Raw genomic sequence first — 26,087 nt, 5'->3', positions numbered from 1 at the left:
GTTTTTTATATCTCATGTTAGGTATTTCGGGCAATTATTGGCATATTGCAGCTATTTTTAATCACCTAATATAATTGGTTCACGATCGACCATTTTAACAGTATTTTAATTAAAATAATATACATGAAGAAAACACTACTTAGCCTTTTAATTTTTGCTGCTACTATATCCGCCCGAGCGCAGGAGCAAAAGGGTTATCAAAGCCCACCCGCCAGTATTCAAGAGCTCTTGAACGCACCGAATACACCGGTTGTCCGGTTTAATAAGAGTGGTACCAAGTTATTGCTTTTACGCGTGCCTGATTATCCATCCATTGAAGATGTTTCCCAGCCCATTCTTGGCCTCGCCGGTTTACGTATTAATCCATTGAATAATTCTTCAGCCGTATCTACTACTTATACATCGATGGCGATCCAAGAAGTAAATTCAACCAATGAAAAACTGGTGGAAGGTTTACCAAAGTCGGCAAAGATTGGCAATATTACTTGGAGTCCGAATGAACAGTATCTTGCTTTCACGAATGCAACTAAAGAAGGAGTAGAGCTGTGGCTCGTCGATATCGAAAAGTTACAGGCCAAAAGAATATCCGAAAGATATGTAAATGATGCCTATGGGCGAACCTTACAATGGGCTCCTGAGGGTAATCAATTATTGGTACAGCTGCTTGTGGATGCAAGAGGTACGCAACCCCGGGAGAGCCTGGTCCCAAGTGGACCGATTATTCAGGAGAACATTGGCTTGGCGGCTCCATCCAGAACTTATCAGAATCTGCTAAAGAATCCTTACGACGAGACGCTTATGGATTACTTCTTAACTTCTCAACCTGCCTTGGTAAGTCTAAACGGTGAAGTGGAAAAGATCTTAGCTCCAGGAATTTATCGTGACCTAGCTTATTCTCCCAACGGTAAATATATACTTGCTCAAAAGGTGATACGCCCGTATTCTTATTTAGTGCCTATTTATTCCTTCCCATTTGAAAATATTATTTATACCGCTTGGGGAAAGGAAGTGAAAAAATTGGCGACATCTCCTTTAGCTGAAAATCTTCCAACCGGCTTTGATGCTGTCATTAGTGGCGCTAGGGAGTTTGGATGGCGTACCGATGCACCTGCCACTTTATACTGGGTAGAAGCACAGGATGGAGGTGACCCAAACAAAGAACAAGCCATCCGCGATGTAGTCTTTACCTTGAAAGCACCTTTTAATCGAGAGGCCGTTAAATTGACGTCAACCACTTTGCGATATCAAGGGATTGAATGGGGCAATAAGCAGTATGCTGTTTTAAAAGAAGAGTGGCGGAAAGATAGAAAAGAAAAGATGACGCTGATCCATCCGGAAACGGGAAAGATCGTTAAAGTCATTGCCGACCGCTCGTCTGAGGACAGTTATACCGATCCAGGCCAGTTCGTACATGCTGACGGGCCTTACGACAGACCTGTCCTGTTATTCGAAAAAGAAGCAGAGCCTATAGCTTTCAGTATAGGAGTCGGATCTTCCCCAGAGGGCGATCGCCCCTTTTTGATGAAGTGGGGTTTGTTAAGCGATCGAAAGGACACCCTCTTTAAGTCTAAAGCCCCCTATTATGAAGAGCCCTTATTTTTTAATAATAAAGGCGTTGTATATGTTTCCCGCGAGTCCATAGAACAAGCACCGAACATTTATCGGATAGATTTGAAAAATGGCAATGGTATGTCGTTGACTACCTTTCCCGATCCTTATCCAAGTCTCAAAGGAGTTAGTAAACAGCAGTTATCTTATCCGCGTAAGGATGGCATTAAACTAACAGCAACCTTGTATTTACCCAAGGGTTATACCAAGGAACAAGGCCCGCTACCGGTTTTGATATGGGCTTACCCTAAAGAGTTTAAAAGTTTAAAGGCAGCAGGACAGGTAAAAGGCTCTCCATACCGTTTTACACGGCTTGCTTTTCGATCGCCCGTCTATTGGGTAACCCGTGGCTATGCGATTTTGGATCAAACCGACATGCCTATTGTGGGTGAAGGTAAGGAAGAGCCCAATGATACCTTTATCCAGCAAATTCAAGATAATGCGCAAGCCGTAATTGATTATGTTGTGGATATGGGTATTGCCGATCGAAACAGAATTGCTGTTGGAGGGCACTCTTATGGAGCTTTTATGACGGCAAATCTGTTAGCCCATACCAATCTTTTTGCTGCGGGAATAGCTCGAAGTGGTGCGTATAATAGAACCCTTACACCTTTTGGTTTTCAGTATGAATCGAGGACCTATTGGGAGGCTCCCGAGGTGTATTACCAAATGTCGCCTTTCAGCTATGCAAATAAAATAAAAACACCTTTATTGATGACCCATGGCTTGGATGACGAAAATTCCGGGACTTTCCCTATACAAAGTGAAAGACTTTACAACGCCATTAAAGGCCATGGAGGAACGGTCCGTTTAGTACTGCTCCCGAAGGAGTTCCATGGTTATCGAGCAAAGGAATCCATTATGCATACATTCTGGGAAATGGATTGTTGGCTTGAAAAATATGTCAAGAATAGAAAAGTAACCGATAAACAAACGGAATAATAATTGCAAAGGCGAAATTGCCAATTTTGTAAGCAATAAAAATTGTGTAATTTGCATCGGCTTAAATTATTAAATATGGCTGATATCGACCAGTTTATTGCAAAAATAACCGCTTCCTATCAACCGAAGGGCGAATTTATCTATCTTGGGGCCGGGATATTGGATGGAAACATTGTAGCACAAGCAGAGGTAAATCTTGCTTTAAAGATGATGAATCGGCATGGCCTGATCGCGGGCGCGACAGGTACCGGAAAGACACGTACACTTCAGCTCATCGCTGAGCAATTATCGGATGCCAATGTGCCTGTTTTTATGCTCGATGTAAAAGGCGATTTATCGGGTTTACATGAACCCGGAAAAACGAATGCGGCATTGGAAGAGCGGGGAAAAGCGCTTGGTAAACCATTTGTACCGGCAGGTTTTCCTATTGCGCTTTATTCGCTTTCGGGAGAACTTGGTGCACCGATGCGCGTCAAGATCTGTGATTTTGGACCGATCTTATTGGGACGGATTCTCGAGTTGAATGATACACAGACAGGCGTTCTTTCCGTTTTATTTAAGTATGCGGCGGACAAATCCTACCCTGTAATAGATCTGGAAGATCTAAAGAAATTATTAAATTACTTAACGTCAGAAGATGGTGCGCTCGAAATAAAGGAAAGCTACGGAAAAATCAGCAGTGCTACCTCTACTACCATTTACGCAAAATCGTGGCTATAGAGCAACAAGGGCTTGGCCACATTTTTGGAGAGCCTGCATTGGACCTAAACGATTTGTTTGAACGCGTAGATGGGAAGGGGGTCGTCAGTCTGCTGAATATTTCGGATATTCAAAGTCAACCGCTTTTATTTTCTACTTTTCTGTTAAGCTTACTATCCCAATTGTTTGAACAGATGCCGGAAGTAGGCGACTTAGATAAACCTAAGCTTATCTTCTTTTTTGATGAGGCACACCTTCTCTTCAATGGAGCTTCGAAAGCGTTTTTGGGTAAAATAGAGCAAATTATCCGCCTCATACGATCAAAAGGAATAGGTGTATTTTTTTGCACGCAAGCAGCTACTGATGTGCCTGACACCGTGTTGGGCCAACTGGGAAATCGCGTTCAGCATGCCTTACGAGCGTTCACACCGAATGATGCGGAAGCATTGCGCAAAACAGCAAAAACCTATCCGCATTCCGACTTTTACGAAATAGATAAAACCCTAACCGGTTTAGGTACCGGACAGGCCATCATTACGGTCTTAAATGACAAAGGAATCCCCACGGAAGTGGTAGCGACTCACCTTATTCCGCCGAGAGCGGTCATGGGGCCTTTGGATAAAGCTAGCTACGATGCCCTGGTAAATGAGTCGGCCATTTATGGCAAATACAAGGAGGCTGTTAACACACGAAGTGCAGCTGATATATTGGAGGAAAATGAAAAGGAAACAATCGTAGCGGAAGAGGAAAAACCGATACAAAAAAAAGGGGCAGGTAGTAGCTCGAGAGAAACACCTATGGAGGCCATGGCTAAGAGCGCATCACGGACGCTCGGACGTGAGGGCATCAAGTTTTTAACCAAACTCGGAACTGCAATTATAGCATCGCTTATTGGCGGAAAAAAAAGAAAAAACTAAAAAAAATAACAACGTTAACTAATAATAAATTAAAGAAAAGAATGAAACCCACCTTATTGATTTTAGCAGCAGGTATGGCTAGCCGTTACGGAAGTATGAAACAAATCGATGCCTTTGGTCCCAATGGGGAAACGATCATTGATTATTCGATTTATGATGCGATCAAGGCGGGATTTGGAAAGGTAAGCTTTATTATCCGTGAAGAGTTTGCCGAACCATTTAAAGCTATTTTTGAACCTAAACTAAAGGGGAAAATAGAAACTGACTATGTTTATCAAGGCACGGATCTTCGAAAATATGGCATTGATAAAGATATTGAAAGAGCAAAACCTTGGGGAACGGCACATGCTGTTTTAGAGGCCCACAATCAGATAAACGAACCTTTTTGTGTGATTAATGCGGATGATTTTTACGGTTATGATGCTTTCGAAAAAATGGCGAAATTTTTGACTACAGAGGTGTCGGACGAAACATTCTCGTTGATGGGCTATCAGGTTGATAAAACCTTATCAGACCATGGTACTGTTTCACGCGGTGTATGTGCAGTGAACAGTCAAGGAAATATGACGGCCATTAATGAACGCACGCAAGTGTACTTCAAAGAGGTTAACGGCGAAAAGAAAGTTTTTTATGAGGAAAATGGTGTAGAGACTGAAATCCCCAACGATACACGTGTATCTATGAACTTTTGGGGCTTTACACCGGCTGTATTTGAAGAAACGAAAAAGCTTTTTATCGATTTTGTAGAAGCCAATCAGCACAATCCGAAAGCAGAATTTTTTATTCCTTTAGTAGCTGATAGTCTAATCCAATCCGGCAAAGCGGCTTTTAAAGTAATTCCAACGGCTGAAGAGTGGTTCGGTGTTACTTATAAAGAAGATAAACCGATTGTTCAAAAATGTATTTCTACGCTCGTTGAAAAAGGAGTTTATCCTGCTAAGTTATTTTAGCGCAAGGTTAAGTCGTTAAGTGGCGAAGTAGTTAAGTAGTTAGTAAATGGCGGGAATTGGTTAACATGGAGTAGTTAATAAGGGCTATTCACTATTCCCTTATTAACTATTTAACTACTCTACTACTCAACGAACCTAAAGCGTTTCCTTCAACCAAGTGAAGAATTCACGTTGCCATACAATGGCATTCTGAGGTTGCAATACCCAATGGTTCTCTTCGGGGAAATAAAGTAATCTGCTTTTTATTCCTTTTAGCTGCGCCAACTGGAAAGCTCCTAAACCTTGTTCGATGCCCACACGAAAATCCTTCCCGCCCTGTACAATTAATATAGGCGTGTCCCATTTATCTGCGTAGCTTATCGGATTAAATTGTGTATAAGCTTTCGGTGCGGGTTGCTGCCAATAGTTGCCTCCCAGTTCCTTGTTGGCAAAGAAAAGTTCTTCCGTAGTGCCATACCAACTGCGTGTATCGAAGAGGCCATCATGTGCAATAAAGGTTTTGAATCTATTTTCGTGTACTCCTGCAAGCATAAATACCGAATAGCCTCCGTAGCTTGCACCTACAGCACCCAATCGATTTTTGTCGACATAAGGCTCTTTGGCTACATCATCAATGGCACTTAAATAATCGCGAATAGGCTGTCCTCCCCAATCGCCGCTAATAGAGCGATTCCATTCCACACCGTGTCCGGGCATTCCTCTCCTGTTGGGTGCTACCACAATATAGCCTTGTGCGGCGATTAACTGCATATTCCATCGGAAAGAGTAGAATTGCGATAAAGCTGCCTGTGGCCCGCCTTGACAATACAACAAAGTCGGATATTTCTTATTGGCGTCAAAATCAGGTGGGTAAATGACCCACGAAAAGAGATCTTTTCCGTCTGTTGCTTTGGTGGTACGACCTACCACCTTGCTCTGGGCGATCGAAGCGTTCAATTCATCGTTTACATGGCTCAATTGCTTCAGTTCTTTAGATTTACGGTTAAATGTGTAGAGTTCGGCTGCATGGTTCATATCGGTCCGACTCACAAGCAATAGGTCACCGCTTTCACCATTTACCGAAGTGATATCATAATCGCCCTTGGTTAATTGTTTCACCTGTTTAGCGCCAACTTTGCTTAAATCTTTTGAAAGTGCGATTTCAAAAAGTTGAATCGTTCCTGCGGTGGGCGCTGTAAACCAAATTTTGGAGCCGTCTGCACTCCAAAGGAAACCACCTACCGTCTCATCCCAATCCTTGGTTAAGTTATAGGTTGTTGACGTTTTCAGATCGCGGACAATTAGATCATTTTTATCCGATTCGTAACCATCTTCTTTCATGCTCAACCAAGCCAGGTAGTTAGCATCCTTACTAAAAGCCGGCGCTACATCGTAACCCATCATTCCGTCGCTTAGATTTTTGGTTTGTTTGCGCTCGATATCGTAAGCATAGAGATCGGTATTGGTACTTTGTGCATAGTCTGTTCCGAATTTCTTTTTGCAAACATAGATGATTTGCTTACTGTCGGGGCTCCAAACCATATCTTCCGCACCTCCGAATGGTTGTTGCGGGGTGAAGTAAGGCTCATCAGCCATGATGTCAACCGGCTTACCAATTATGCCGTTTTGATAGCTTGCATAAAAAACGTGGGAAAACTTCCCATTAAACCAAGTGTCCCAATGGCGATTATTCAAGGAATTGAAAATGTAGGCATCGGATTTCTTAAGATCCTCATACTTATCGGCACTTTGCACTTTTTGCAAGGCTACTTCCTGAGAGAATAAGATATACTGTCCATTTGGTGAAATTTTAACATTACTCAATTCCCCATCAAATTTCGTCAGCTGTTTAGGTTCTTCTTTACCCGATTCCAGAAGCCACAATTGGCCCTTACTTAAGTAAAGTATATTGCCGTTTTGTTCCAAATGAACGAGTGTTTCACCTCCTTGGCTTTTAGTCAGTTGCAAGGCCTTGCCACCATTTAACGGAATTTTATAAAGATTACGTTCACTATTATTTTCCGCCAGATTGTAGTGTGTAACGCCATAAATGGCATATTTCTTATCGGGCGTTACCGCCTCTGCGCTAACCCGTCCCAATTTCCATAATAGTTCGGGCGTGAGCGGTTGCTGTGCTTTTACAGATCCTGCTGCCAAAATAGTCGCTAAAATTAAGGTTTTGTTCATGTGTGTGAAAAGTTCAAAAGTCAAAATTAAAAATTCAAAAGGAAAAAAGCTACCGTTCGCATCTGCTCATTGGCTGGCTTTCACTATATCTAAGCTATAAACACCGTACTTTACGGGTGTGCCCGAGCTCCGCTTGCCGGACACCATTAAAATATCTTTCCCGGATTCAGGATGCCTTTCGGGTCAAACACCTTTTTAATACCGCGCATGAGGTCTAAATGGAGGGCGGAATACTTTAAGGGCATATATTCTTTTTGAACCAAACCGATACCATGTTCGCCGGAAATAGTTCCGCCCAGCTCGATGGTTAAGTCGAATATTTCTTTGATTCCTTCCTTCAGCTTATGGTGCCAGTCGTGCTCAGTCATTTCTCCCTTGATGATATTAACATGCAGATTGCCATCGCCCGCATGACCGTAACAGATCGATTCAAAGCCATAGCGCGTGCCGATTGCTTTGATACCTCTAATCAAGGTGGGCAGCGTTGCACGTGGAACTACCGTATCTTCTTCTTTATAAATGGAATTGGCTTTCACCGATACAGGCATGGTACGACGTAGGCGCCACAAGGTTTCTTTCTGGTTAGCCGTGTCTGCCAACAAAACATCCAAGCAGTTTTTTTCTTCCAGTACTTGGTTCACCTCTTCACATTGCAGCATCAGCTCGTCGAGGCTGTTTCCATCCAACTCAATTAATAAGAAAGCTTCCATTTCCGGAAGAAGATTAAATTGAACCTGATCATAAGAGATGACCCATTCAACGCCCTTTCGCTCCATAAACTCTACAGCGGATGGAATAATACCTTTTCTAAAAATGGCACCAACTGCTTCGCAGGCTTCCTCATTGGATGCAAAGGAAGCGAAAAGTAATAAGTCTTGCTTAGGTTTCGGAATTAATTTAAGCACTGCTTTACAAATAATACCCAAGGTGCCTTCTGAACCGATAAATAGTTGAGTAAGGTTATAGCCCGACGCATATTTCAAGGTATTTGCACCTGTCCAAATCAGTTCTCCCGTAGGGAGGGCCACCTGTAAATTGAGTACATATTCGCGGATTGTTCCGTATTTCACAACACGCGGGCCACCGCTGCCATGAGAAATGTTCCCGCCGATGAAGCAAGACCCTTTGCTGGCCGGATCAACGGGGTAAAGAAGGTCCTTCGTAGCAGCTAAATTGATTAACTCTTCTGTAACAACGCCGGGTTCAACAGTTGCCTGCAAATTTCTTTCATCGATGGCTATAATCTTGTTCATACGTTGCATCGCGATCATCAAGCCTCCATAAATAGCCAGGGAGCCGCCCGATAGCCCGGTACCGGCGCCCCGAGGTGTAACAGGGACGCTGTGCTCATGGCAGATTTTTAGGAGAGCAGCTACCTCTTCTGCCGTTTCCGGTAGGGCAATAAGGTCTGGTGAATAGTGTAAATCTTCTGTCTCGTCATGCGCGTAGTCTTGCAATACAGCGGGATCGCTCACTAAACGATCTTCGTTTATCGCCTGCTTGAATAATTGCAGAATATCCGGTGTAATTTTATTCAACATGTTTTAGCGTTCAGCTTTCGGCTGTCAAAAGTCAGCCCGATTTCGGTTTATATTACGAAGCTATAACCTTAAGTGCCGGATTGCCAGTATAAACTTACTTCAGCAGTTGCAGCATCTCCACCGAAAGGCGGATTACTTTTTCTTAGGGATACCTCTATTTCATTTACCTCATGGAAATTTACCTTAATACTATTGAGTATGTTATCCACAACCGTTTCCAACAGTTTTTTCGGTTGAGCCATCTCCTCTTTGGCAATGCGATAAAGCTCTTCGTAATTGATCGTTTTCACCAAATTATCATCCGTATTCAATGTAGGGTTGCTTACAAAGCAAATGATATCTAAAAAGAACTCGTTTCCAAGCATCTGTTCTTCGGGATAATAGCCATGGTAAGCATAAAAACGAGCATTTGTCAGTGCTATTTTTCTCTTATATTGCTCCATCCAACAAACTTAAGCATTTTCCTACTCAAAACTTTTTTGCCTGTCGGATGGTTGTATAAAAAAAGATTTTATGAGTCGAAGCAATTATATCATTTGGCCGGCAGCAATTATCCTGCTCACAAGCATTAGCAGTTGTGACTTTATTGCCGGAGTATTTAAAGGCGGCGTGTATGTTGGCGTCTTTTTAGTTATCATCGTCATTGCCATTATCGTATGGCTGATCAGTAAAGCAAGGCGTTAGTTATAAAACCTGTAAACGAATCAGTTCTTCCTTCAACTGATCGGGGTTTTCAAAAGTAATACTTTGTATACCGAATTGACGGGCCGCATCTGTGTTTCTTATATTGTCGTCGATAAAAAGGCATTCATTCGCCATTAAGTGATATCGATCCAGCAATAACTGATAGAAGGCAGGATGTGGCTTTCTTAAACGTTCGGTACCTGAAACTAGGATGCCGTCAAAAAGGCTAAAGAAGTCAAATCGCCGTAGAGCAATGGGGAATGTTTCTGCCGACCAATTCGTGAGTCCGAACAGTTTGTGTTTTCCGGATTTTTTCAACTGTTCCAGGATCGCAACGGTTCCTGCTATCGGTCCTGCCAACATCTCTTCCCAACGGCCATAATAGGCTTCAATTAGCTCCTTTTTTCCGGAAAACATTGAACAAGGGCCTCAGTTCCTTCCTTGAGAGTTCGGCCTTCATCTTGCTGCTCATTCCAGTCGGATGTACAAACATTCCCCAGGAATTCCTCCATCGCTGCCTCCTCAGCAAAAAGTTTTTTATAAAGATACTTGGGGTTCCAGTCGACTAAAACGCCTCCGAAATCGAAGATAATGTTCTTGAACATAGCTAAAGTTTATTGGCTAAACTTAGCTAATTTGTGTGAATATGCAAAAAAGCGCTACACTTGTTTGTTCCCAAAAAGGAACTAACAAAAACATGCGAAACACAATTATCGAACATAAAAAAAGCCGCAATGAATATTGCGGCTTCTTTATTAAGAATTGAAAAAAAACTTATTTTTTATCATCATCTTTTACTTCCTCAAAATCTACATCAGTTACTTCATCTCCGGTATTACCAGGCTGTTGTGCTTCTCCCTGAGGGGCACCTTGAGCACCGGCTTCCTGAGAAGCTTTGTACATTTCTTCAGAAGCTGCATTCCAAGATGCTTGCAATTCTGTTTGCGCAGTCTCCAAGGCCGCGAAATCTTTAGCAGCGTAAGCCTCTTTTAATTTGGCCAAACCGCTTTCGATCGGTGCTTTCTTGTCGGCACTGATTTTATCGCCATACTCTTTCAACTGTTTCTCTGTGGAGAAGATAAGCGCATCTGCTGCATTTAGCTTATCCACTTCTTCTTTGGCTTTTCTATCTGCGTCAGCATTCGCTTCTGCGTCGGCCTTCATTTTCTTGATTTCCTCATCACTTAAGCCTGAAGAAGCTTCGATACGGATTTTTTGTTCTTTCCCGGTTGCTTTATCTTTCGCGGATACGTGTAAAATACCGTTTGCATCAATATCAAATGTTACTTCAATTTGTGGCACGCCACGAGGTGCTGCCGGAATTCCATCTAAGTGGAAACGACCAATCGTACGGTTCTGTGCCGCCATAGGACGTTCCCCTTGCAGAATATGAATCTCTACCGAGGGCTGGTTATCCGAAGCCGTGGAGAACACTTCCGATTTTTTAGTTGGGATCGTTGTATTTGCTTCAATCAGCTTAGTCATTACACCTCCCATGGTTTCAATACCCAATGACAAAGGCGTTACGTCTAATAGCAATACATCTTTCACTTCACCGGTTAATACACCGCCTTGAATAGCTGCCCCTAAAGCAACCACCTCATCCGGGTTAACCCCTTTAGAAGGCTCCTTACCGAAGAAGCTCTTCACTGCTTCTTGTATAGCCGGAATACGAGTAGAACCACCTACCAGAATAATTTCATCGATTTCACTGGTTGAAAGACCGGCATTTTTCAAGGCTGATCTACAAGGATCGATGGTACGTTTGATTAAGTCTGAAGCCAAAGACTCGAATTTAGCACGGCTTAAGTTACGCACCAAGTGCTTTGGCCCGGTTGCATCAGCCGTGATATATGGTAAATTGATTTCGGTAGAAGATGTGCTGGAAAGTTCGATCTTTGCTTTCTCTGCAGCTTCTTTCAAGCGTTGCAAAGCCATGGCATCTTTACTTAAATCCAATCCGCCATTATCGCTCTTAAATTCTTCAACTAACCAATCAATAATTACTTGATCGAAGTCGTCCCCCCCTAGATGGGTATCGCCGTCTGTAGATTTCACTTCAAATACACCATCACCTAACTCAAGAACGGAAACGTCATGCGTACCACCACCGCAGTCGAACACAACAATCTTCATGTCCTTGTGCGCCTTATCCAAACCATAAGCTAAGGCAGCGGCTGTAGGCTCATTAATGATACGTTTAACATTTAACCCGGCGATTTCGCCTGCTTCTTTAGTAGCCTGGCGTTCGGCATCGTTAAAGTAGGCTGGAACAGTAATAACGGCTTCTGTTACCTCCTGACCCAAAAAATCTTCTGCCGTCTTTTTCATCTTCTGCAAATCATGGCAGAAAGCTCTTGTGGTGTGTATTTCCGATCACCAATTTCAACGCGAGGTGTATTATTGTCGCCTTTTACTACTTTATAAGGTACTCGGGCGGCTTCTTCGGTCACTTCATCAAAACGTCTACCCATAAAGCGCTTAATGGAGTAAACAGTCTTTTGAGGATTGGTAATGGCCTGACGTTTAGCAGGATCTCCCACCTTACGTTCACCATTATCTACAAAACCTATGATAGAAGGTGTGGTACGTTTACCTTCATTGTTTGCTATAACTACCGGCTCATTACCTTCCATTACAGCGACGCAAGAGTTGGTAGTACCTAAGTCAATTCCAATAATTTTAGACATATCTTATTTGTTTATATTTACAATTTGCTGTTTTCTAATACAAATTATCAATGCCTGTGCCAAGTTCACGTTTACGACATAATGTCAGCCCGCTTGCCTCTCAGGCGAAGGCTCCTTTTTATGATACGAAAAAGTATAGCAGCGTTATGTGAAGCTATTCTTCAACAAAGCTACTGAATGATGCAAGCAGGGTCAACTTAGTTTTCGATAACCTAGTAAACAGCATCACAATGTGTATCAATTAGTTCTCCAATTGCAATAAAGACTCCAAATAGTGTTTCTCCAAACCAAAAAAAGCCTTTGTTTGGTTAATCTGCGATAGAATCTGCTTTCGGCGTTCTGCCGGTATGGATGATGTTTTACTGGCCACGATCAGCACATTTTTTGGTGTGTGTGCATCGGATATAAATTCGAGCACTTTGGTTTTATAGCCGTAATACTCCAGGAATAACGTCCTTAAAGCATCTGTCAACATTTCAGCCTGTCGTTCTAAAAAGATGCCAAATCGCGTAATAGGTTGAATTTCGGCAGTCATCACAGCCCTTTCCATTTGCCGTCTGACTTGTTTGTGACAGCAAGGCGCTACGACTATAAGCTTTGCGCCGGCCTTAATACCTTGATAGATTGCATCATCAGTCGCCGTGTCACAGGCATGTAAAGCCACTAACATATCCATGTTTGGCTCATCATACTCCACAATGGCACCTTGCTGAAACTTTAACAAAGGAAATGCAGCTTGTTGTGCAATGCGGTTACACAAGCTTACTAAATCTTCGCGAAATTCAACACCTGTAACTTCCACTTCCTTCAATCCCAACACGTTGTAGAGGTAGTCATAGAGTGCAAAGGTCAAATAGCCTTTTCCCGACCCCATATCCACCACTTTCTTCAGGTTTTCCTTGCCTATATCCTGAATCAAAGGACGCAATAGCTCTATATAGTGATTAATTTGCTTAAATTTATCTTGGGCATTTTTATAGACTTGCCCGGTGGCGTCCGTAATTCTTAGCTCGTGCAAGTAGCTTTTGTTAGTCCCGGGCTTAATCAGTCGATGCTTTTCTTTATCGTGCGCCAAAGATGGCTGCTGTTTAATAGACGCCGTTTTAACCTGTAACCTCTCCTGCCCACTTTGGTTACGCGTCCAATAAAAGTCATTATTTGTAGTAAATAAGGTAGCAGCATAAAATCCATGCTTCAGGTAGCTCTCAACTTGTGCGACACCTGTTTCAATATCCAAATTTTTAACCAGGTCGCGCCGACGGAAGCGATGGGTAAAGTTTAACTTGGGTTCGCGTTTCACCAGGATGAGCCTTACATGGATTTGTTTTAACTCATGCTCATCTCCCCGGTAATTTCCGAGCGACAATTTAACAAAGTTATCTTCCTGTAGGCTCGACTTCAACTGAAAAATGAATGTTTCGATCGATGTGGGATTTTCCATACAATTGCCTTTTTATAAAAGCTTCCGGTTGATCTTGCATATGCGATAAACAAAAAATCCCCTAAAGGGGATTTTCGATGATTAAATGCTACAAAGCAATTACTCGGCATCCTTTGCCTCTTCAGCGGAAGCTTCCGGTTCAGCTTTTGCCTTTGCTTTTTTCTGTTTAGGAGCCTCTTCAGCAGTTTCTTCTGCGGCAGGAGCTTCCTCAACTGGTGCAGTAGCTTCTTCAGCAGTAGCTACTACTTCTTGCTCATCAGCCTTTGCCGATGCCTTTTTCTTTGCACCACGACGACGAGTCGATTTCTTCTCAACCTTCGCACCACCGGTAGCGTATACTTCGTTGTAGTCGACCAATTCGATCAATGCTACTTCTGCATTGTCGCCGGGACGGTTTGCCAACTTGATAATACGTGTATAACCACCCGGACGATTAGCCACTTTCTCGGAAATCTCGCGGAACAGGATGGTTACTGCTTCTTTGTCTTTTACGTAGCTGAATACAGTACGACGAGAATGCGTAGTATCGCTCTTTGATTTAGTGATCAAAGGCTCTACATATGTACGAAGCGCCTTTGCTTTTGCTAAGGTAGTTACGATGCGCTTATGTTTGATAAGCGATACGGCCATGTTAGACAATAGGGCCTTACGATGGCTAGCTGTGCGGCCTAAGTGATTAATTTTTTTTCCGTGTCTCATTGTTCTTTGTTTTGTGCATACCGTTCTTGTCTAATTCAAAAGTCAAAAGCCAAAATTAAAAAACCATTACAGCTCATCTTTCATGCGGCACAAAGCGTACCTTTTTAATTTTTACCGTCCCTACGGGAGGCAAGCTTTTACTTTTTACTTTACAAGAGGAATTATGCAACAGGTCGCTTAATTATTCCTATTTATTCTTCATCCAGTTTGTATTTCGACAAATTCATACCGAAGGACAAACCTTTAGATTTTACAAGTTCTTGAATCTCTGTAAGAGATTTTTTACCGAAGTTTCTAAACTTAAGCATATCAGCTACATCATAAGAAACCAACTCGGCTAAGCTACGGATGTCAGCAGCTTTTAAACAATTTAATGCACGTACAGAAAGATCTAAGTCAACCAATTCAGTTTTCAAGATCTTACGCATATGCAAGATTTCCTCATCCACCTCTTTTGTCTCCTCCTTCGTTTGAGATTCCAATAGAATGTTCTCATCCGAGAATAACATAAAGTGATGAATTAAGATTTTAGCAGCTTCTTTCAATGCATCTTCCGGATGGATTGAACCATCAGTAGAAATATCCAATAAAAGCTTCTCGTAATCTGTTTTCTGCTCTACACGGAAGTTCTCGATCGTATATTTCACATTCTTGATCGGTGTATAGATAGAGTCAATTGCGATAACCCCTACTGCTGCATCGGCAACTTTATTCTCTTCAGCATTGACATAACCACGGCCTTTGTTTACGGTTAACTCTACTTCCAAAGTTACAGAGCTCTCCATATTACAAATAACCAAGTCAGGATTGAGTACAGTAAAGTTGTTAGAATGACTGGTAATATCTCCAGCTTTAAATTGATCTTGACCGTTGATTACAACAAAAATCTTTTCTGAATCTCCTGATTCTCCTGTTTTCTTAAAACGTACCTGTTTAAGATTCAGGATAATCTCAGTCACATCCTCTACTACCCCAGTGATGGTAGAAAATTCATGTGAGACACCGGAGAAACGAACAGAAGTAATTGCATAACCTTCTAATGAAGATAACAAAATACGGCGTAGAGCATTACCTATGGTTACACCGAAACCCGGCTCTAACGGTCGAAATTCAAACGTTCCGTCAAAATCCGTGGATTTTTGCATAATAACTTTATCCGGTTTCTGAAATGCTAAGATTGCCATTTATTTCTAATTAATTGTTTGATTGAAATGATTGCAAGCAAACAAGTACCCGGAATGAACCGGATACTGGTTTGCTGTATAAACTATTTAGAATACAACTCAACGATTAGCTGTTCCTTGATATTTTCAGGAATCTCATCGCGGTTAGGATAATTCAAGAACTTACCTGTAAGTCCGTTAGCATCCCATTCTAACCAGCTATATTTATTTTGTTTTCTACCGGCAACGGAATTCGCAACAGCTTCCAACGTTTTAGAACGCTCTCTAACAGCGATAACATCGCCGGGGCGTACGCTGTACGAAGGAATGTTGACTACCTGACCGTTTACGGTGATATGTTTGTGTCCTACTAATTGACGGGCTCCGGCACGTGTAGGTGCAATACCTAAACGAAAGACCGTATTATCTAAACGAGCCTCTAAGAATTTGAGCAAGTTCTCCCCTGTAATGCCTTCTTTTGAAGCAGCTTTATCGAAAAGGTTAGCGAACTGACGCTCTAATACACCATAGGTATATTTTGCTTTTTGTTTTTCTTGCAGCTGAATAGCGTATTCAGACTGTTTACCACGGCGTTTTGAAACTCCGTGCATACCCGGAGGGTAATTTTTACGCTCTAATGCTTTATCAGGACCAAAAATCGGTTCTCTGAATTTACGGGCTATTTTGGACTTAGGTCCGGTATATCTTGCCATTTTTTTTCTCTTTTAAAGTATCATCTAACCCAAGGCTAGAGAATCTTAGCTTTAAAAATCCGTTAATTAAACTCTTCTCCTTTTTGGTGGACGACAACCATTGTGCGGAAGTGGGGTAATATCTTTTATTGAAGTCACCTCAATACCCTGAGTTTGTAAAGTACGAATGGCAGACTCACGTCCGGCACCTGGTCCTTTTACAAAAACTTCAACTTTACGCAAGCCTAAATCATGCGCAACTTTACCACAATCGCTAGCAGCCTGTGAGGCAGCATAAGGGGTGTTCTTTTTCGAACCTTTGAAGCCCATTTTACCGGCAGACGACCAAGAAATTGTTTGACCTTGGTTGTTGGTAAGTGTTACAATGATATTGTTAAAGGTTGCATTGATATGAGCCTGACCAACAGGTTCAATCACCACAATACGCTTCTTGGTTACTTTTTTACTTTTAGCCATTGTATTGTATCAATTATTATTTAGTAGCTTTTTTCTTGTTAGCAACAGTCTTACGCTTTCCTTTACGGGTACGTGAGTTGTTCTTTGTACGTTGCCCACGAAGTGGTAAACCCTTACGATGACGTAAACCACGGTAACAGCCGATATCCATTAAACGCTTAATGTTTAGCTGTACCTCCGAACGCAAAGCACCTTCTACTTTTACACGATCGTTGATGATTGTACGAATTGCTGTTAACTGATCATCAGTCCATTCCTGTACCTTTGTATCCTCATCAATACCCGCTTCAGCTAAAATGCTCTTTGCGGTTGAAAGACCGATACCATAGATATAAGTAAGTCCGATTACTCCTCTTTTGTTTCTTGGTAAATCTATACCTGCTATCCTTGCCATATTTATTATTACGGTTAAAAGGCTTAAGGTTTAAGGTCTAAGCAATAAAGAAAACCTTTTGCCTTTTTCCTCACACCTATTTACCTCTAAATGTTATCCCTGACGTTGTTTAAACTTAGGATTCTTTTTGTTAATTACAAATACTTTTCCTTTACGGCGGATGATTTTACAATCAGCGCTACGTTTTTTGATAGATGCTCTAACTTTCATCTCTTATAATTATTCGTTATTATTCGTTTTGTTAACGGAATCTTTCTTTCGATGCCGTATTTATTATGTTCACCGAGAACAATCGTTTAAAACCTATAGATCACAAGCGAACAAAGGGCGCATCAATTGCCTGTTCTGTTCTCCTTATTTATACCGATATGTTATTCTACCTTTTGTTAAATCGTAAGGAGACATCTCTAACTTTACCCTATCCCCCGGCAATATCTTAATGTAATGCATCCGCATCTTGCCGGATATATGTGCGATAATTTCGTGTCCATTTTCCAACTCTACACGAAACATAGCATTCGATAATGCTTCTTTAATGACGCCGTCTTGTTCAATAGAGGCTTGTTTAGCCATATGTTATTGATTATTATGTATTTATAAACCCTGCACAAACAGGGATGCAAAGTTAAAAATAAAAATGCTGATTATCAACCTTTTTTGTTTAAAACTTCTTCAATGTATGAAAAGGTGGTTAAAACATCAGCTTTGCCTTTACTTACTGCTACGGTATGCTCAAAATGAGCCGATGGTTTTTCATCAATTGTACTGACGGTCCAACCATCCTCCCAAAAACGAACGCCGGCTTTCCCTAAATTGATCATAGGCTCGATCGCGATGACCATTCCCCGCTCCAACTTCGTTCCCTTGCCGCGCTGTCCATAATTTGGCACTTCCGGTTTCTCATGAAGGTGGATCCCCACCCCATGGCCAACCAACTCCTTTACAATTCCATAGCCGTAAGTACGCACATGCTCCTGTACAGCAAAGGAAATATCGCCTACCCGCTTTCCCACAACTGCCTGTTCTACGCCTTTATCCAAACTCTCCTTCGTTACACGCAAGAGTTGCTCTACCTCTGCAGATACGGCTCCTACGGAAAACGTATAAGCTGAATCACTGATGTAACCATTCAATACTACACCGCCATCGACACTGATGATATCTCCCTCTTTCAATTCATAACTCCCGGGGAAACCATGAACAATCTGGTCGTTTACTGAAATACAAAGCGAATATGGGAATCCGTTATAGTTGAGAAAAGCGGGAGTTCCGCCATGGTCCTGAATAAATGTAAATGCTAATTTATCCAAGTCAATGGTTTTTACTCCCGGTTCTATTTCTTTTGCTATTTCCGCCAGTGTTCTGGAAAGTACATCGGCACTTTTGCGGATCTGTTCGATATCTTCGTCTGACTTATAAATCAATTTCGACATGCTCGCCTCTATATTGTTGGATCTGCTACACCACTTGCTACAGCAGTACGACCCTTAACGCGACCGGTTTTCATCAAACCGTCATAGTGGCGCATGAGCAAATGACTTTCTATCTGTTGAAGTGTATCAAGCACTACTCCTACTAAAATCAGTAAAGAAGTACCTCCGTAAAAATGTGCAAATTGACTGTTAACGCCTAATAAACTAGCAATCGCGGGCAATATTGCAATGATTGCTAAGAAAATCGATCCCGGCAATGTGATTTTGGATATGACACTATCAATATAACCACTGGTAGCCAAACCGGGTTTTACCCCAGGAATGAAACCTCCATTTTTCTTCATGTCATCCGACATCTGCTGAGGGTTCACCATAATAGCTGTATAGAAAAACGTAAAGGCAATAATTAAAATCGCAAACGTTACATTATACGCTACGGAAGTAAAGTTACTCAATGAAGTCAAAAACGATGATTGAAGATTCGGAAAAAATTGGGCCAACGTAGTGGGTATAAACATAATTGCTTGCGCAAAGATGATGGGCATTACACCGGCTGAGTTCACTTTTAATGGTATGTATTGCCGTACCCCCCCGTATTGCTTGTTACCAACAATTTTCTTGGCGTACTGTACCGGGATCTTACGGACACCTTGTACGATAAGGATCGTAAACACCACCACAAAGAACAAAGCTGCTATCTCAACAATGAAGGGAATTAAGCCACCATGACCATCCATGCGTGAAGCCCATTCACTCAACATACCACTCGGCAATTGTGCAATGATACCCACCATGATGATCAAAGAAATACCGTTCCCGATACCTTTATCAGTAATCTTCTCCCCTAACCACATCACAAACATGGTTCCTGCGGTTAAAATGAAGGTACCAACAAGCGTAAAGAACGGTTCATCCATCGTTTTGGCTTCCGGGCTAATCTGCGACCTTAAATAAGCTACGGCTTGAACAAGGGTAATAGCAAGGGTCAAGTAACGGGTTATCTGTGTCATCTTCTTCCGTCCACTTTCGCCTTCTTTTTGTAGTTTCTGAAAATACGGAACGGCAATACCTAAGAGCTGCACCACGATGGATGCAGAGATGTAAGGCATTACCCCTAACGCAAATATTGCCGAACGGGAGAAAGACCCACCGGCAAACATATTAAGTAAACCCAATATACCATCCTTCGCTTCCTGACTGAGCGACTGCGGATTAACACCGGGTAATACGATATGAGAACCTACACGGTAAATCAAAAGAAATAGAAGCGTATTTAAAATACGCGTTCTTAAGTCTTCGATCTTCCATATATTGGTTAAGGTTGTGATTAGCTTCTTCATTTAATTAAAGTTTTACGATCGAACCGCCTGCAGCTTCAATTTGCTTTTGCGCAGTAGCAGAGAATGCATGTGCTTTAACTTCTAATTTTGCTTTAAGTTCCCCGCGGCCGAGTATTTTAACAAGGTCTTTTTTCGATACCAAGCCGTGTTCTCTCAGCGACTCAAAATCAATACTCGTTAAATTATACTTCTCTGCCAAACCTTGCAATACATCTAGGTTGATACCTATATATTCTACACGGTTAGGATTCTTAAAACCAACTTTAGGAAGCCTACGTTGAAGCGGCATCTGCCCACCTTCAAACCCGATTTTTGTACTGGTTCCGGAACGTGACCCGGCACCTTTATGTCCACGTGTTGATGTTCCACCACGGCCTGAACCTGTACCACGACCAATACGTTTTCTACTCTTAACTGAACCTGCAGCAGGTTTTAAATTTGATAAGTTCATGATTAATACAAACTTCTATGTTTCCCTTCGCTTTCACTAATCAGGGAGAACGGTTAAAACGATAAAATTACCTAAAAATTGTCATCCTTTCCACCAAAAGGGAAAAGGACGACAATCTATAAAAATAATTTTAAATTATAAACTCTCAACGGCAACTAAATGGTTAACTTTTCTAACCATCCCAATAATCGCTGGGGTAGCCTCAACCTCTACAGACTTATTGATCTTGGTTAAACCAAGAGCCTGCATGGTTCTTTTCTGGCGCTCGCTTCTGTCGATTACGCTTTTAATCTGTGTGATTTTTATCTTCGCCATTTGCTTATCCATTAAATACTTTATTTAGATCAACACCGCGGTTTTGAGCTACTGTATAAGCATCACGCATTTTTGTCAACGCATCGATTGTCGCTTTCACCACGTTATGAGGGTTTGAAGAACCGGTTGATTTTGCCAATACGTCGGTGATACCGGCACTTTCCAAAACGGCACGCATCGCACCGCCTGCTAGTACTCCTGTACCGTGAACTGCCGGCTTAATCAAAACGGAACCACCGGAATATTTACCCAATTGCGCATGAGGAACTGTTCCTTTGATTACAGGAACTTTGACCAAGTTCTTTTTAGCGTCATCAACACCTTTGGCGATGGCTTCGGTAACCTCTTTCGCTTTACCTAAACCATAACCTACTACACCGTTCTCATCCCCTACTACTACAATAGCCGAGAAACTAAACGTACGACCACCTTTAGTCACTTTAGCAACACGTTGAATACTAACCAAACGGTCTTTTAGTTCGATTTCGCTTGATTTTACTCGTTTAATATTATTTACTGACATCTCTCTGTTTTAATTAAAAGTCTAAACCGCCTTCACGAGCACCTTCGGCCAACGACTTAACGCGGCCGTGGTATAAATACCCGTTACGGTCAAAAACTACTTGGTTAATTCCTGCTGCTTTAGCTTTCTCGGCAATTAATTTACCGACAGCTTTAGACTGCTCAGATTTCGTGCCACTTGCACTGAAATCTTTTGATGAAGAGGATGCGGAAACTAAGGTTTTACCAGTAACATCATCGATAACCTGTGCATAGATTCCTTTATTGCTTCTATATACAGAAAGACGAGGACGCTCTGCAGAACCGGATAAGTGTTTTCTGATCCCTTTTTTAATTCGCTCTCTGCGAGATGATTTACTTCCTGCCATGATGATTATTTTTTAGCTGATTTACCTGCTTTTCTTCTTAATACTTCACCAGCAAACTTGATACCCTTACCTTTGTATGGCTCAGGTGCACGTAACGAACGGATTTTCGCTGCTACTTGACCAATCAATTGCTTATCGATAGATTCTAACGTGATTGTCGGGTTTTTTCCCTTTTCTGCCGTAGTAGTTACCTTTACTTCTTTAGGTAATACCATAACGATATGGTGAGAATAACCTAAAATTAGGTCTAAGGTACTTCCTTGATGACTTGCGCGGTAACCTACACCCACTAGCTCCTGGGTAGTTTTGTATCCTTCGGTAACACCAATCACCATGTTATTGATCAAGGCTCTGTATAAACCGTGCAATGACTTGTGATTTTTGCTATCTGTAGGACGTTTGATTACAATATTACCGTTCTCTTGTGATACAGTGATCGCTGAATCAACTTGCTGTGTTAATTCACCTTTTGGCCCTTTGACAGTTACCAGGTTCTTTTCAGAAACAGTAACGGTAACACCGGCAGGGATCGCAATAGGTGCTTTTCCAATTCTTGACATCGTGTGTTTTCCTCCTGATTAATAAACGTAACATAAAACTTCACCACCAATGTTTAGGTTCTTTGCTTCCTTATCGGTCATGACTCCTTTTGAAGTCGATAAGATGGCAATCCCTAATCCATTTAATACACGTGGCATAGTTTCCACACCTGCATACTTTCTTAAACCTGGTTTACTCACACGTGTCAAAGTGCGAATAGCAGGAACTTTGGTTATCGGATGATATTTCAAGGCAATCTTAATCGACCCTTGAACGTTTTTCTCCTCAAACTTGTAGTTCGCGATGTAACCTTTGTCAAAAAGAACTTTAGTGATTTCCTTTTTTAGGTTTGATGCAGGAATTTCAACAACCCTGTGGTTGGCCTTAATGGCATTCCTTACTCGTGTAAGGTAATCTGCTATTGAATCTGTATTCATTTGTTAAAAATTTGATAGTGGTTTCCATTGCCCCCATGGCCCCAGACCTGCTATCGGTTAATAGTATTATAAGTAATAAGTTATAAGTTGTACGTAGTAAGTTTTAAGGCCTTGCTAACGTATAACTTATAACTTAAAAAAACTACCAAGAAGCTTTTTTCACTCCCGGGATCTTACCAGCTAGGGCCATTTCACGGAAAGTAACCCGTGAAATACCAAACTGACGCATATACCCCTTAGGACGTCCTGTCAATTTGCAACGGTTGTGCAAGCGGACAGGAGAAGCATTTTTTGGTAATTTATCTAATGCTGCATAATCACCTTCTGCTTTTAAAGCAGCACGCTTCTCAGCGTATTTGGCAACCAATCTGGCACGTTTAACTTCACGTGCTTTAATTCCTTCTTTAGCCATTAGTAGTATTTTGATTTTTGAATGGTAAACCGAACTGTTTAAGTAATTCCAGCGCTTCAACGTCTGTGTTTGCCGTTGTTACAAAAGTAATATCCATACCCATAATTTTATTGATCTTGTCAATATTGATTTCAGGGAAGATAATTTGCTCTGTTACACCCAGGGTATAGTTACCACGGCCGTCAAACCCTTTATCGTTAATACCTTTAAAGTCGCGGATACGTGGTAAAGCGACAGCGATTAGACGATCCAGGAATTCATACATTTTGCTATCGCGTAAAGTTACGTGCACACCAACCGGCATACCCTTACGCAATTTAAAGTTTGAAATATCCTTTTTCGATTTTGCTGCTACAGCCTGTTGTCCTGTGATGGTGGTCATTTCGTTGACAGCCGTTTCAATTAACTTCTTGTCGGTGGTAGCGCCACCTACTCCTTGGTTAACTGAAATCTTCACCAACTTAGGAACCTGCATAACGCTTTTATACTGAAACTTCTCTTTCAGTGCGCTGCGAATCTCTTCTTTATATTTTGCTTTTAATCTTGGTACGTAAGTCATTACTTAATCTCCTCCCCTGATTTTTTAGCCACACGAACTAACTTTCCTTCGCTATTTTTCTGACGGCCTACACGGGTAATTTTACCCGACTTAGGGTCGATCAATGCCAAGTTAGAAATGTGAATTGGTGCTTCCTTTTTAATAATACCACCGTTAGGGTTGGCTGCATTAGGTTTTGTATGTTTAGATACTAAATTAGCACCTTCAACAACTGCACGATTCTTATCGATAATTACTTCCAAAACCTTACCCTGTGTTCCTTTAGAATCACCGGCAATAACCTGTACCAAATCGCCTTTACGGATTTTTAATTTAATCTTTCCCATTTTATAAAACCTCCGGTGCTAATGATACAATTTTCATGAACTGTTTTTCACGAAGTTCTCTGGCAACAGGGCCGAAGATACGTGTACCACGTGGTTCATCCTGATTATTTAACAATACAGCCGCATTGTCATCAAAACGGATGTAGGAACCGTCTTTACGACGAACTTCCTTCTTCGTTCTAACAACCACTGCTTTAGAGACTGTTCCTTTCTTTACGTTTCCGGAAGGGATAGCACTTTTAACGGTTACAACGATCTTGTCGCCTAATGATGCATAACGCTTACCGGTACCGCCCAATACACGGATCACTAAAACTTCTTTAGCTCCGCTGTTGTCGGCCACTGTTAGTCTTGATTCCTGTTGTACCATGTTACTTAGCCCTTTCTAAAATTTCAACTAATCTCCAATTTTTAGTTTTACTCAGCGGACGAGTTTCCATAATCAACACCGTATCGCCGATACCGCAGGTGTTTTGTTCGTCATGAGCCTTGAATTTGGTAGTTTTCTTTACGAACTTACCATAGATAGGGTGTTTTACTTTACGTTCAACAGCCACTACAATGGATTTATCCATTTTGTTGCTTACTACCAAGCCGATCCTTGTTTTTCTTAAATTTCTTTCCATTTTCGACTTAAATTATTGCGCTTCAGCGGCTGTTTCCTGTGCTTGTTTAGCTTCTGCATTTTTAATCGCAGAAAGTGCTGTATTTAAACGAGCAATTAACTTTCTAGCTGTTTTAATCCGAAGCGGATTCTCTATAGCAGAAACAGCATGAGCAAATTTCAACTTATTGAGGGCAGCCTTTTCTTCTGCGATACGGGCTACTAGTTCCTCTTTTGACAATTCTAAAATTTCTGAATTTTTCATTTGAATAATTCGTTTTAAAGTAATGGATCCACCTTTTAACAGGAATTATCCACTTTCTTATTTGTTGTTGTGTCTATTTAACCAATTTGTTTATGGCTTTTTCAAGCCAGTTAGTACGGGCCTGGTAACGGCAGGCCCGCCAACAAACGGCGGGCTAGACGATTTATGCTTCTACGTAATCTCTACGTATAACGAACTTGGTTTGTACCGGAAGCTTCTGAGCAGCTAAGCGCAAGGCTTCTTTCGCCACTTCCAAAGGAACCCCTTCTGCCTCAAATAACATGCGGCCCGGACGAACAACTGCTACCCAATACTCGGGTGCACCCTTACCCTTACCCATACGAACCTCAGCAGGTTTCTTTGTAACGGGTTTATCGGGGAAGATACGGATCCAAACTTGACCTTCACGTTTCATATAACGGGTTACCGCAATACGAGCCGCTTCAATCTGACGGCTGGTAATCCATGCCGGTTCTAATGATTTTATACCGAAAGATCCGAAAGCCAGCTCAGCACCACGTCCGGCATTACCCTTCATGCGGCCTTTCTGCATCTTTCTGAACTTCGTTCTTTTTGGCTGTAACATTGTCTTTAATATGATTAAACAAGCTGTCTAATGACAGCATTCATGATACCTAAATTAGTTTTTTCCCTTAGGAGCTCCACCACGGTTGCCACCACGTCCGCCACGGCGATCGTTTCTTCCACCACTTCTGCGGTCGTTGCCACCTCTGTTACGATCTCCACCGCTAAAGTTGCTGGCACCTTCACCTCTACCTTTAACATTTCCTTGACCTACATTCGGAGATAAATCACGCTTACCGTATACTTCTCCTTTACAGATCCATACTTTAACACCTATTTTTCCATAAGTAGTATGGGCTTCTGCCAATGCATAATCAATGTCGGCACGGAAGGTGTGCAAAGGAATTCTTCCTTCTTTGTATTGCTCGGTACGAGCCATTTCCGCACCACCTAAACGACCAGAGCACATGATTTTGATACCCTCTGCGCCCATACGCATGGTAGAAGCGATTGTGGTTTTCATGGCGCGACGGAAAGAGATACGAGCCTCTAACTGCTTCGCTACTCCATCAGCTACCAATTGAGCATCTAATTCCGGACGTTTAATCTCAAAGATGTTGATCTGAACATCTTTCTTTGTAAGCTTCTTAAGCTCTTCTTTTATCTTATCAACTTCCTGACCGCCTTTACCGATAACGATGCCCGGACGAGCGGTATGGATAGTCACGGTAAGACGTTTCAATGTACGCTCGATAACAACTTTTGCTACGCCACCTTTAGCGATACGAACAGAAAGATATTTTCTGATCTTCTCATCTTCAACTAATTTATCGGAGTAGTTGTTGCCACCGAACCAGTTAGAATCCCAACCTTTGATGATTCCTAATCTGTTACCTATTGGATGTGCTTTTTGTCCCATTTCTCCTA

Annotated in this window: 32 protein-coding genes and 2 pseudogenes; 4 read left to right on the top strand and 30 right to left on the bottom strand. The window is 41.8% G+C overall.

Going from position 1 to position 26,087, the window contains the following annotated elements; all coding sequences use genetic code 11:
- Positions 1-123: 123 nt before the first annotated feature.
- From QT327_RS22895 to QT327_RS22880, 3 genes and pseudogenes are all read left to right on the top strand, one after another.
- Positions 124-2,550, top strand: a complete 2,427-nt coding sequence (locus tag QT327_RS22895; protein WP_289554100.1) for a S9 family peptidase — start codon at positions 124-126, stop codon at positions 2,548-2,550.
- 75 nt (positions 2,551-2,625) lie between these two features.
- Positions 2,626-4,166: pseudogene (locus QT327_RS28370) on the top strand (helicase HerA-like domain-containing protein).
- A 41-nt stretch (positions 4,167-4,207) separates the two neighbouring features.
- On the top strand, positions 4,208-5,116 hold the full coding sequence (locus QT327_RS22880; RefSeq protein WP_013665037.1) for a nucleotidyltransferase family protein: 909 nt from the start codon (positions 4,208-4,210) through the stop codon (positions 5,114-5,116).
- 135 nt (positions 5,117-5,251) lie between these two features.
- Here QT327_RS22880 and QT327_RS22875 read toward each other — a convergent pair whose 3' ends face one another.
- The 3 genes from QT327_RS22875 to folB form a co-directional block, all read right to left on the bottom strand.
- On the bottom strand, positions 5,252-7,282 hold the full coding sequence (locus QT327_RS22875; RefSeq protein WP_289554097.1) for a S9 family peptidase: 2,031 nt from the start codon (positions 7,280-7,282) through the stop codon (positions 5,252-5,254).
- A gap of 146 nt (positions 7,283-7,428) precedes the next feature.
- A complete protein-coding gene (locus tag QT327_RS22870; protein ID WP_149105189.1) occupies positions 7,429-8,823 on the bottom strand; it encodes an FAD-binding oxidoreductase in 1,395 nt (464 codons plus the stop codon).
- Between the two features lie 68 nt (positions 8,824-8,891).
- On the bottom strand, positions 8,892-9,266 hold the full coding sequence (folB, locus tag QT327_RS22865; RefSeq protein WP_149105188.1) for a dihydroneopterin aldolase: 375 nt from the start codon (positions 9,264-9,266) through the stop codon (positions 8,892-8,894).
- A gap of 70 nt (positions 9,267-9,336) precedes the next feature.
- On the opposite strand from folB, the gene QT327_RS22860 reads away from it, so the two are divergent.
- The gene (locus QT327_RS22860) at positions 9,337-9,507 is read left to right on the top strand and encodes a hypothetical protein (protein ID WP_013665033.1); all 171 of its coding nucleotides are present in this window, start codon (positions 9,337-9,339) and stop codon (positions 9,505-9,507) included.
- Here QT327_RS22860 and QT327_RS22855 read toward each other — a convergent pair whose 3' ends face one another.
- From QT327_RS22855 to rpsC, 27 genes and pseudogenes are all read right to left on the bottom strand, one after another.
- Entirely contained in the window at positions 9,508-9,924 is a 417-nt protein-coding gene (locus tag QT327_RS22855) for an HAD family hydrolase (protein WP_289554096.1), read from the bottom strand.
- Positions 9,900-10,112 carry an HAD family hydrolase gene (locus QT327_RS22850; RefSeq protein WP_289554095.1) on the bottom strand — a complete coding sequence of 71 codons (213 nt, stop codon included), beginning with the start codon at positions 10,110-10,112 and terminating at the stop codon, positions 9,900-9,902. Before QT327_RS22850 ends, QT327_RS22855 begins: the two co-directional genes overlap by 25 nt.
- Positions 10,113-10,281: 169 nt before the next feature.
- Positions 10,282-12,197 (bottom strand): annotated as a pseudogene (dnaK, locus tag QT327_RS22845) (molecular chaperone DnaK).
- Between the two features lie 241 nt (positions 12,198-12,438).
- Complete coding sequence (locus QT327_RS22840) at positions 12,439-13,638, bottom strand: class I SAM-dependent methyltransferase (protein ID WP_289554094.1); 1,200 nt, start codon at positions 13,636-13,638, stop codon at positions 12,439-12,441.
- 99 nt (positions 13,639-13,737) lie between these two features.
- On the bottom strand, positions 13,738-14,337 hold the full coding sequence (gene rplQ / locus QT327_RS22835) for a 50S ribosomal protein L17 (protein WP_130854400.1): 600 nt from the start codon (positions 14,335-14,337) through the stop codon (positions 13,738-13,740).
- 191 nt (positions 14,338-14,528) lie between these two features.
- Positions 14,529-15,521, bottom strand: coding sequence for a DNA-directed RNA polymerase subunit alpha (locus QT327_RS22830; protein ID WP_013665028.1), 993 nt, complete (start codon positions 15,519-15,521; stop codon positions 14,529-14,531).
- An 83-nt stretch (positions 15,522-15,604) separates the two neighbouring features.
- A complete protein-coding gene (rpsD, locus tag QT327_RS22825) occupies positions 15,605-16,213 on the bottom strand; it encodes a 30S ribosomal protein S4 (RefSeq protein ID WP_130854401.1) in 609 nt (202 codons plus the stop codon).
- A 66-nt stretch (positions 16,214-16,279) separates the two neighbouring features.
- Positions 16,280-16,669, bottom strand: a complete 390-nt coding sequence (gene rpsK, locus QT327_RS22820) for a 30S ribosomal protein S11 (protein WP_013665026.1) — start codon at positions 16,667-16,669, stop codon at positions 16,280-16,282.
- 16 nt (positions 16,670-16,685) lie between these two features.
- Positions 16,686-17,063 carry a 30S ribosomal protein S13 gene (gene rpsM, locus QT327_RS22815; RefSeq protein WP_130854402.1) on the bottom strand — a complete coding sequence of 126 codons (378 nt, stop codon included), beginning with the start codon at positions 17,061-17,063 and terminating at the stop codon, positions 16,686-16,688.
- A 93-nt stretch (positions 17,064-17,156) separates the two neighbouring features.
- On the bottom strand, positions 17,157-17,273 hold the full coding sequence (ykgO, locus tag QT327_RS22810; protein WP_013665024.1) for a type B 50S ribosomal protein L36: 117 nt from the start codon (positions 17,271-17,273) through the stop codon (positions 17,157-17,159).
- Between the two features lie 144 nt (positions 17,274-17,417).
- Positions 17,418-17,636 (bottom strand): translation initiation factor IF-1, encoded by a 219-nt coding sequence (gene infA, locus QT327_RS22805; protein ID WP_013665023.1) that lies wholly within the window; start codon positions 17,634-17,636, stop codon positions 17,418-17,420.
- A 74-nt stretch (positions 17,637-17,710) separates the two neighbouring features.
- On the bottom strand, positions 17,711-18,496 hold the full coding sequence (map, locus tag QT327_RS22800) for a type I methionyl aminopeptidase (RefSeq protein ID WP_013665022.1): 786 nt from the start codon (positions 18,494-18,496) through the stop codon (positions 17,711-17,713).
- A gap of 8 nt (positions 18,497-18,504) precedes the next feature.
- Positions 18,505-19,836: a preprotein translocase subunit SecY gene (gene secY, locus QT327_RS22795; protein WP_013665021.1), complete on the bottom strand. Its 1,332-nt coding sequence runs from the start codon at positions 19,834-19,836 to the stop codon at positions 18,505-18,507.
- A 4-nt stretch (positions 19,837-19,840) separates the two neighbouring features.
- Entirely contained in the window at positions 19,841-20,287 is a 447-nt protein-coding gene (gene rplO / locus QT327_RS22790; RefSeq protein WP_013665020.1) for a 50S ribosomal protein L15, read from the bottom strand.
- A gap of 135 nt (positions 20,288-20,422) precedes the next feature.
- Positions 20,423-20,602, bottom strand: a complete 180-nt coding sequence (rpmD, locus tag QT327_RS22785) for a 50S ribosomal protein L30 (protein WP_041388049.1) — start codon at positions 20,600-20,602, stop codon at positions 20,423-20,425.
- A gap of 4 nt (positions 20,603-20,606) precedes the next feature.
- Positions 20,607-21,125, bottom strand: a complete 519-nt coding sequence (gene rpsE / locus QT327_RS22780) for a 30S ribosomal protein S5 (protein WP_013665018.1) — start codon at positions 21,123-21,125, stop codon at positions 20,607-20,609.
- A 13-nt stretch (positions 21,126-21,138) separates the two neighbouring features.
- Positions 21,139-21,492 (bottom strand): 50S ribosomal protein L18, encoded by a 354-nt coding sequence (gene rplR, locus QT327_RS22775; RefSeq protein ID WP_130854403.1) that lies wholly within the window; start codon positions 21,490-21,492, stop codon positions 21,139-21,141.
- 5 nt (positions 21,493-21,497) lie between these two features.
- Entirely contained in the window at positions 21,498-22,052 is a 555-nt protein-coding gene (gene rplF / locus QT327_RS22770) for a 50S ribosomal protein L6 (RefSeq protein WP_013665016.1), read from the bottom strand.
- 18 nt (positions 22,053-22,070) lie between these two features.
- The gene (gene rpsH / locus QT327_RS22765; RefSeq protein ID WP_013665015.1) at positions 22,071-22,469 is read right to left on the bottom strand and encodes a 30S ribosomal protein S8; all 399 of its coding nucleotides are present in this window, start codon (positions 22,467-22,469) and stop codon (positions 22,071-22,073) included.
- A gap of 142 nt (positions 22,470-22,611) precedes the next feature.
- Positions 22,612-22,881: a 30S ribosomal protein S14 gene (gene rpsN, locus QT327_RS22760; RefSeq protein WP_013665014.1), complete on the bottom strand. Its 270-nt coding sequence runs from the start codon at positions 22,879-22,881 to the stop codon at positions 22,612-22,614.
- Complete coding sequence (rplE, locus tag QT327_RS22755) at positions 22,874-23,440, bottom strand: 50S ribosomal protein L5 (protein ID WP_013665013.1); 567 nt, start codon at positions 23,438-23,440, stop codon at positions 22,874-22,876. Before rplE ends, rpsN begins: the two co-directional genes overlap by 8 nt.
- The gene (gene rplX, locus QT327_RS22750) at positions 23,440-23,766 is read right to left on the bottom strand and encodes a 50S ribosomal protein L24 (RefSeq protein WP_013665012.1); all 327 of its coding nucleotides are present in this window, start codon (positions 23,764-23,766) and stop codon (positions 23,440-23,442) included. Before rplX ends, rplE begins: the two co-directional genes overlap by 1 nt.
- A 1-nt stretch (position 23,767) precedes the next feature.
- Positions 23,768-24,136: a 50S ribosomal protein L14 gene (gene rplN / locus QT327_RS22745; RefSeq protein WP_013665011.1), complete on the bottom strand. Its 369-nt coding sequence runs from the start codon at positions 24,134-24,136 to the stop codon at positions 23,768-23,770.
- 1 nt (position 24,137) lies between these two features.
- Positions 24,138-24,392 (bottom strand): 30S ribosomal protein S17, encoded by a 255-nt coding sequence (rpsQ, locus tag QT327_RS22740; protein WP_013665010.1) that lies wholly within the window; start codon positions 24,390-24,392, stop codon positions 24,138-24,140.
- Between the two features lie 12 nt (positions 24,393-24,404).
- Positions 24,405-24,635 carry a 50S ribosomal protein L29 gene (gene rpmC, locus QT327_RS22735; RefSeq protein ID WP_013665009.1) on the bottom strand — a complete coding sequence of 77 codons (231 nt, stop codon included), beginning with the start codon at positions 24,633-24,635 and terminating at the stop codon, positions 24,405-24,407.
- 163 nt (positions 24,636-24,798) lie between these two features.
- Positions 24,799-25,221 (bottom strand): 50S ribosomal protein L16, encoded by a 423-nt coding sequence (rplP, locus tag QT327_RS22730; protein WP_013665007.1) that lies wholly within the window; start codon positions 25,219-25,221, stop codon positions 24,799-24,801.
- A gap of 54 nt (positions 25,222-25,275) precedes the next feature.
- Positions 25,276-26,079, bottom strand: coding sequence for a 30S ribosomal protein S3 (rpsC, locus tag QT327_RS22725; protein WP_013665006.1), 804 nt, complete (start codon positions 26,077-26,079; stop codon positions 25,276-25,278).
- Positions 26,080-26,087: the final 8 nt, after the last annotated feature.

This window comes from Olivibacter sp. 47, from assembly GCF_030372825.1.
Lineage (GTDB): Bacteria > Bacteroidota > Bacteroidia > Sphingobacteriales > Sphingobacteriaceae > Olivibacter > Olivibacter oleidegradans.
The sequence above is the reverse complement of the archived record's forward strand: the minus strand, read 5'-3'. Positions and strand labels throughout refer to the sequence as shown.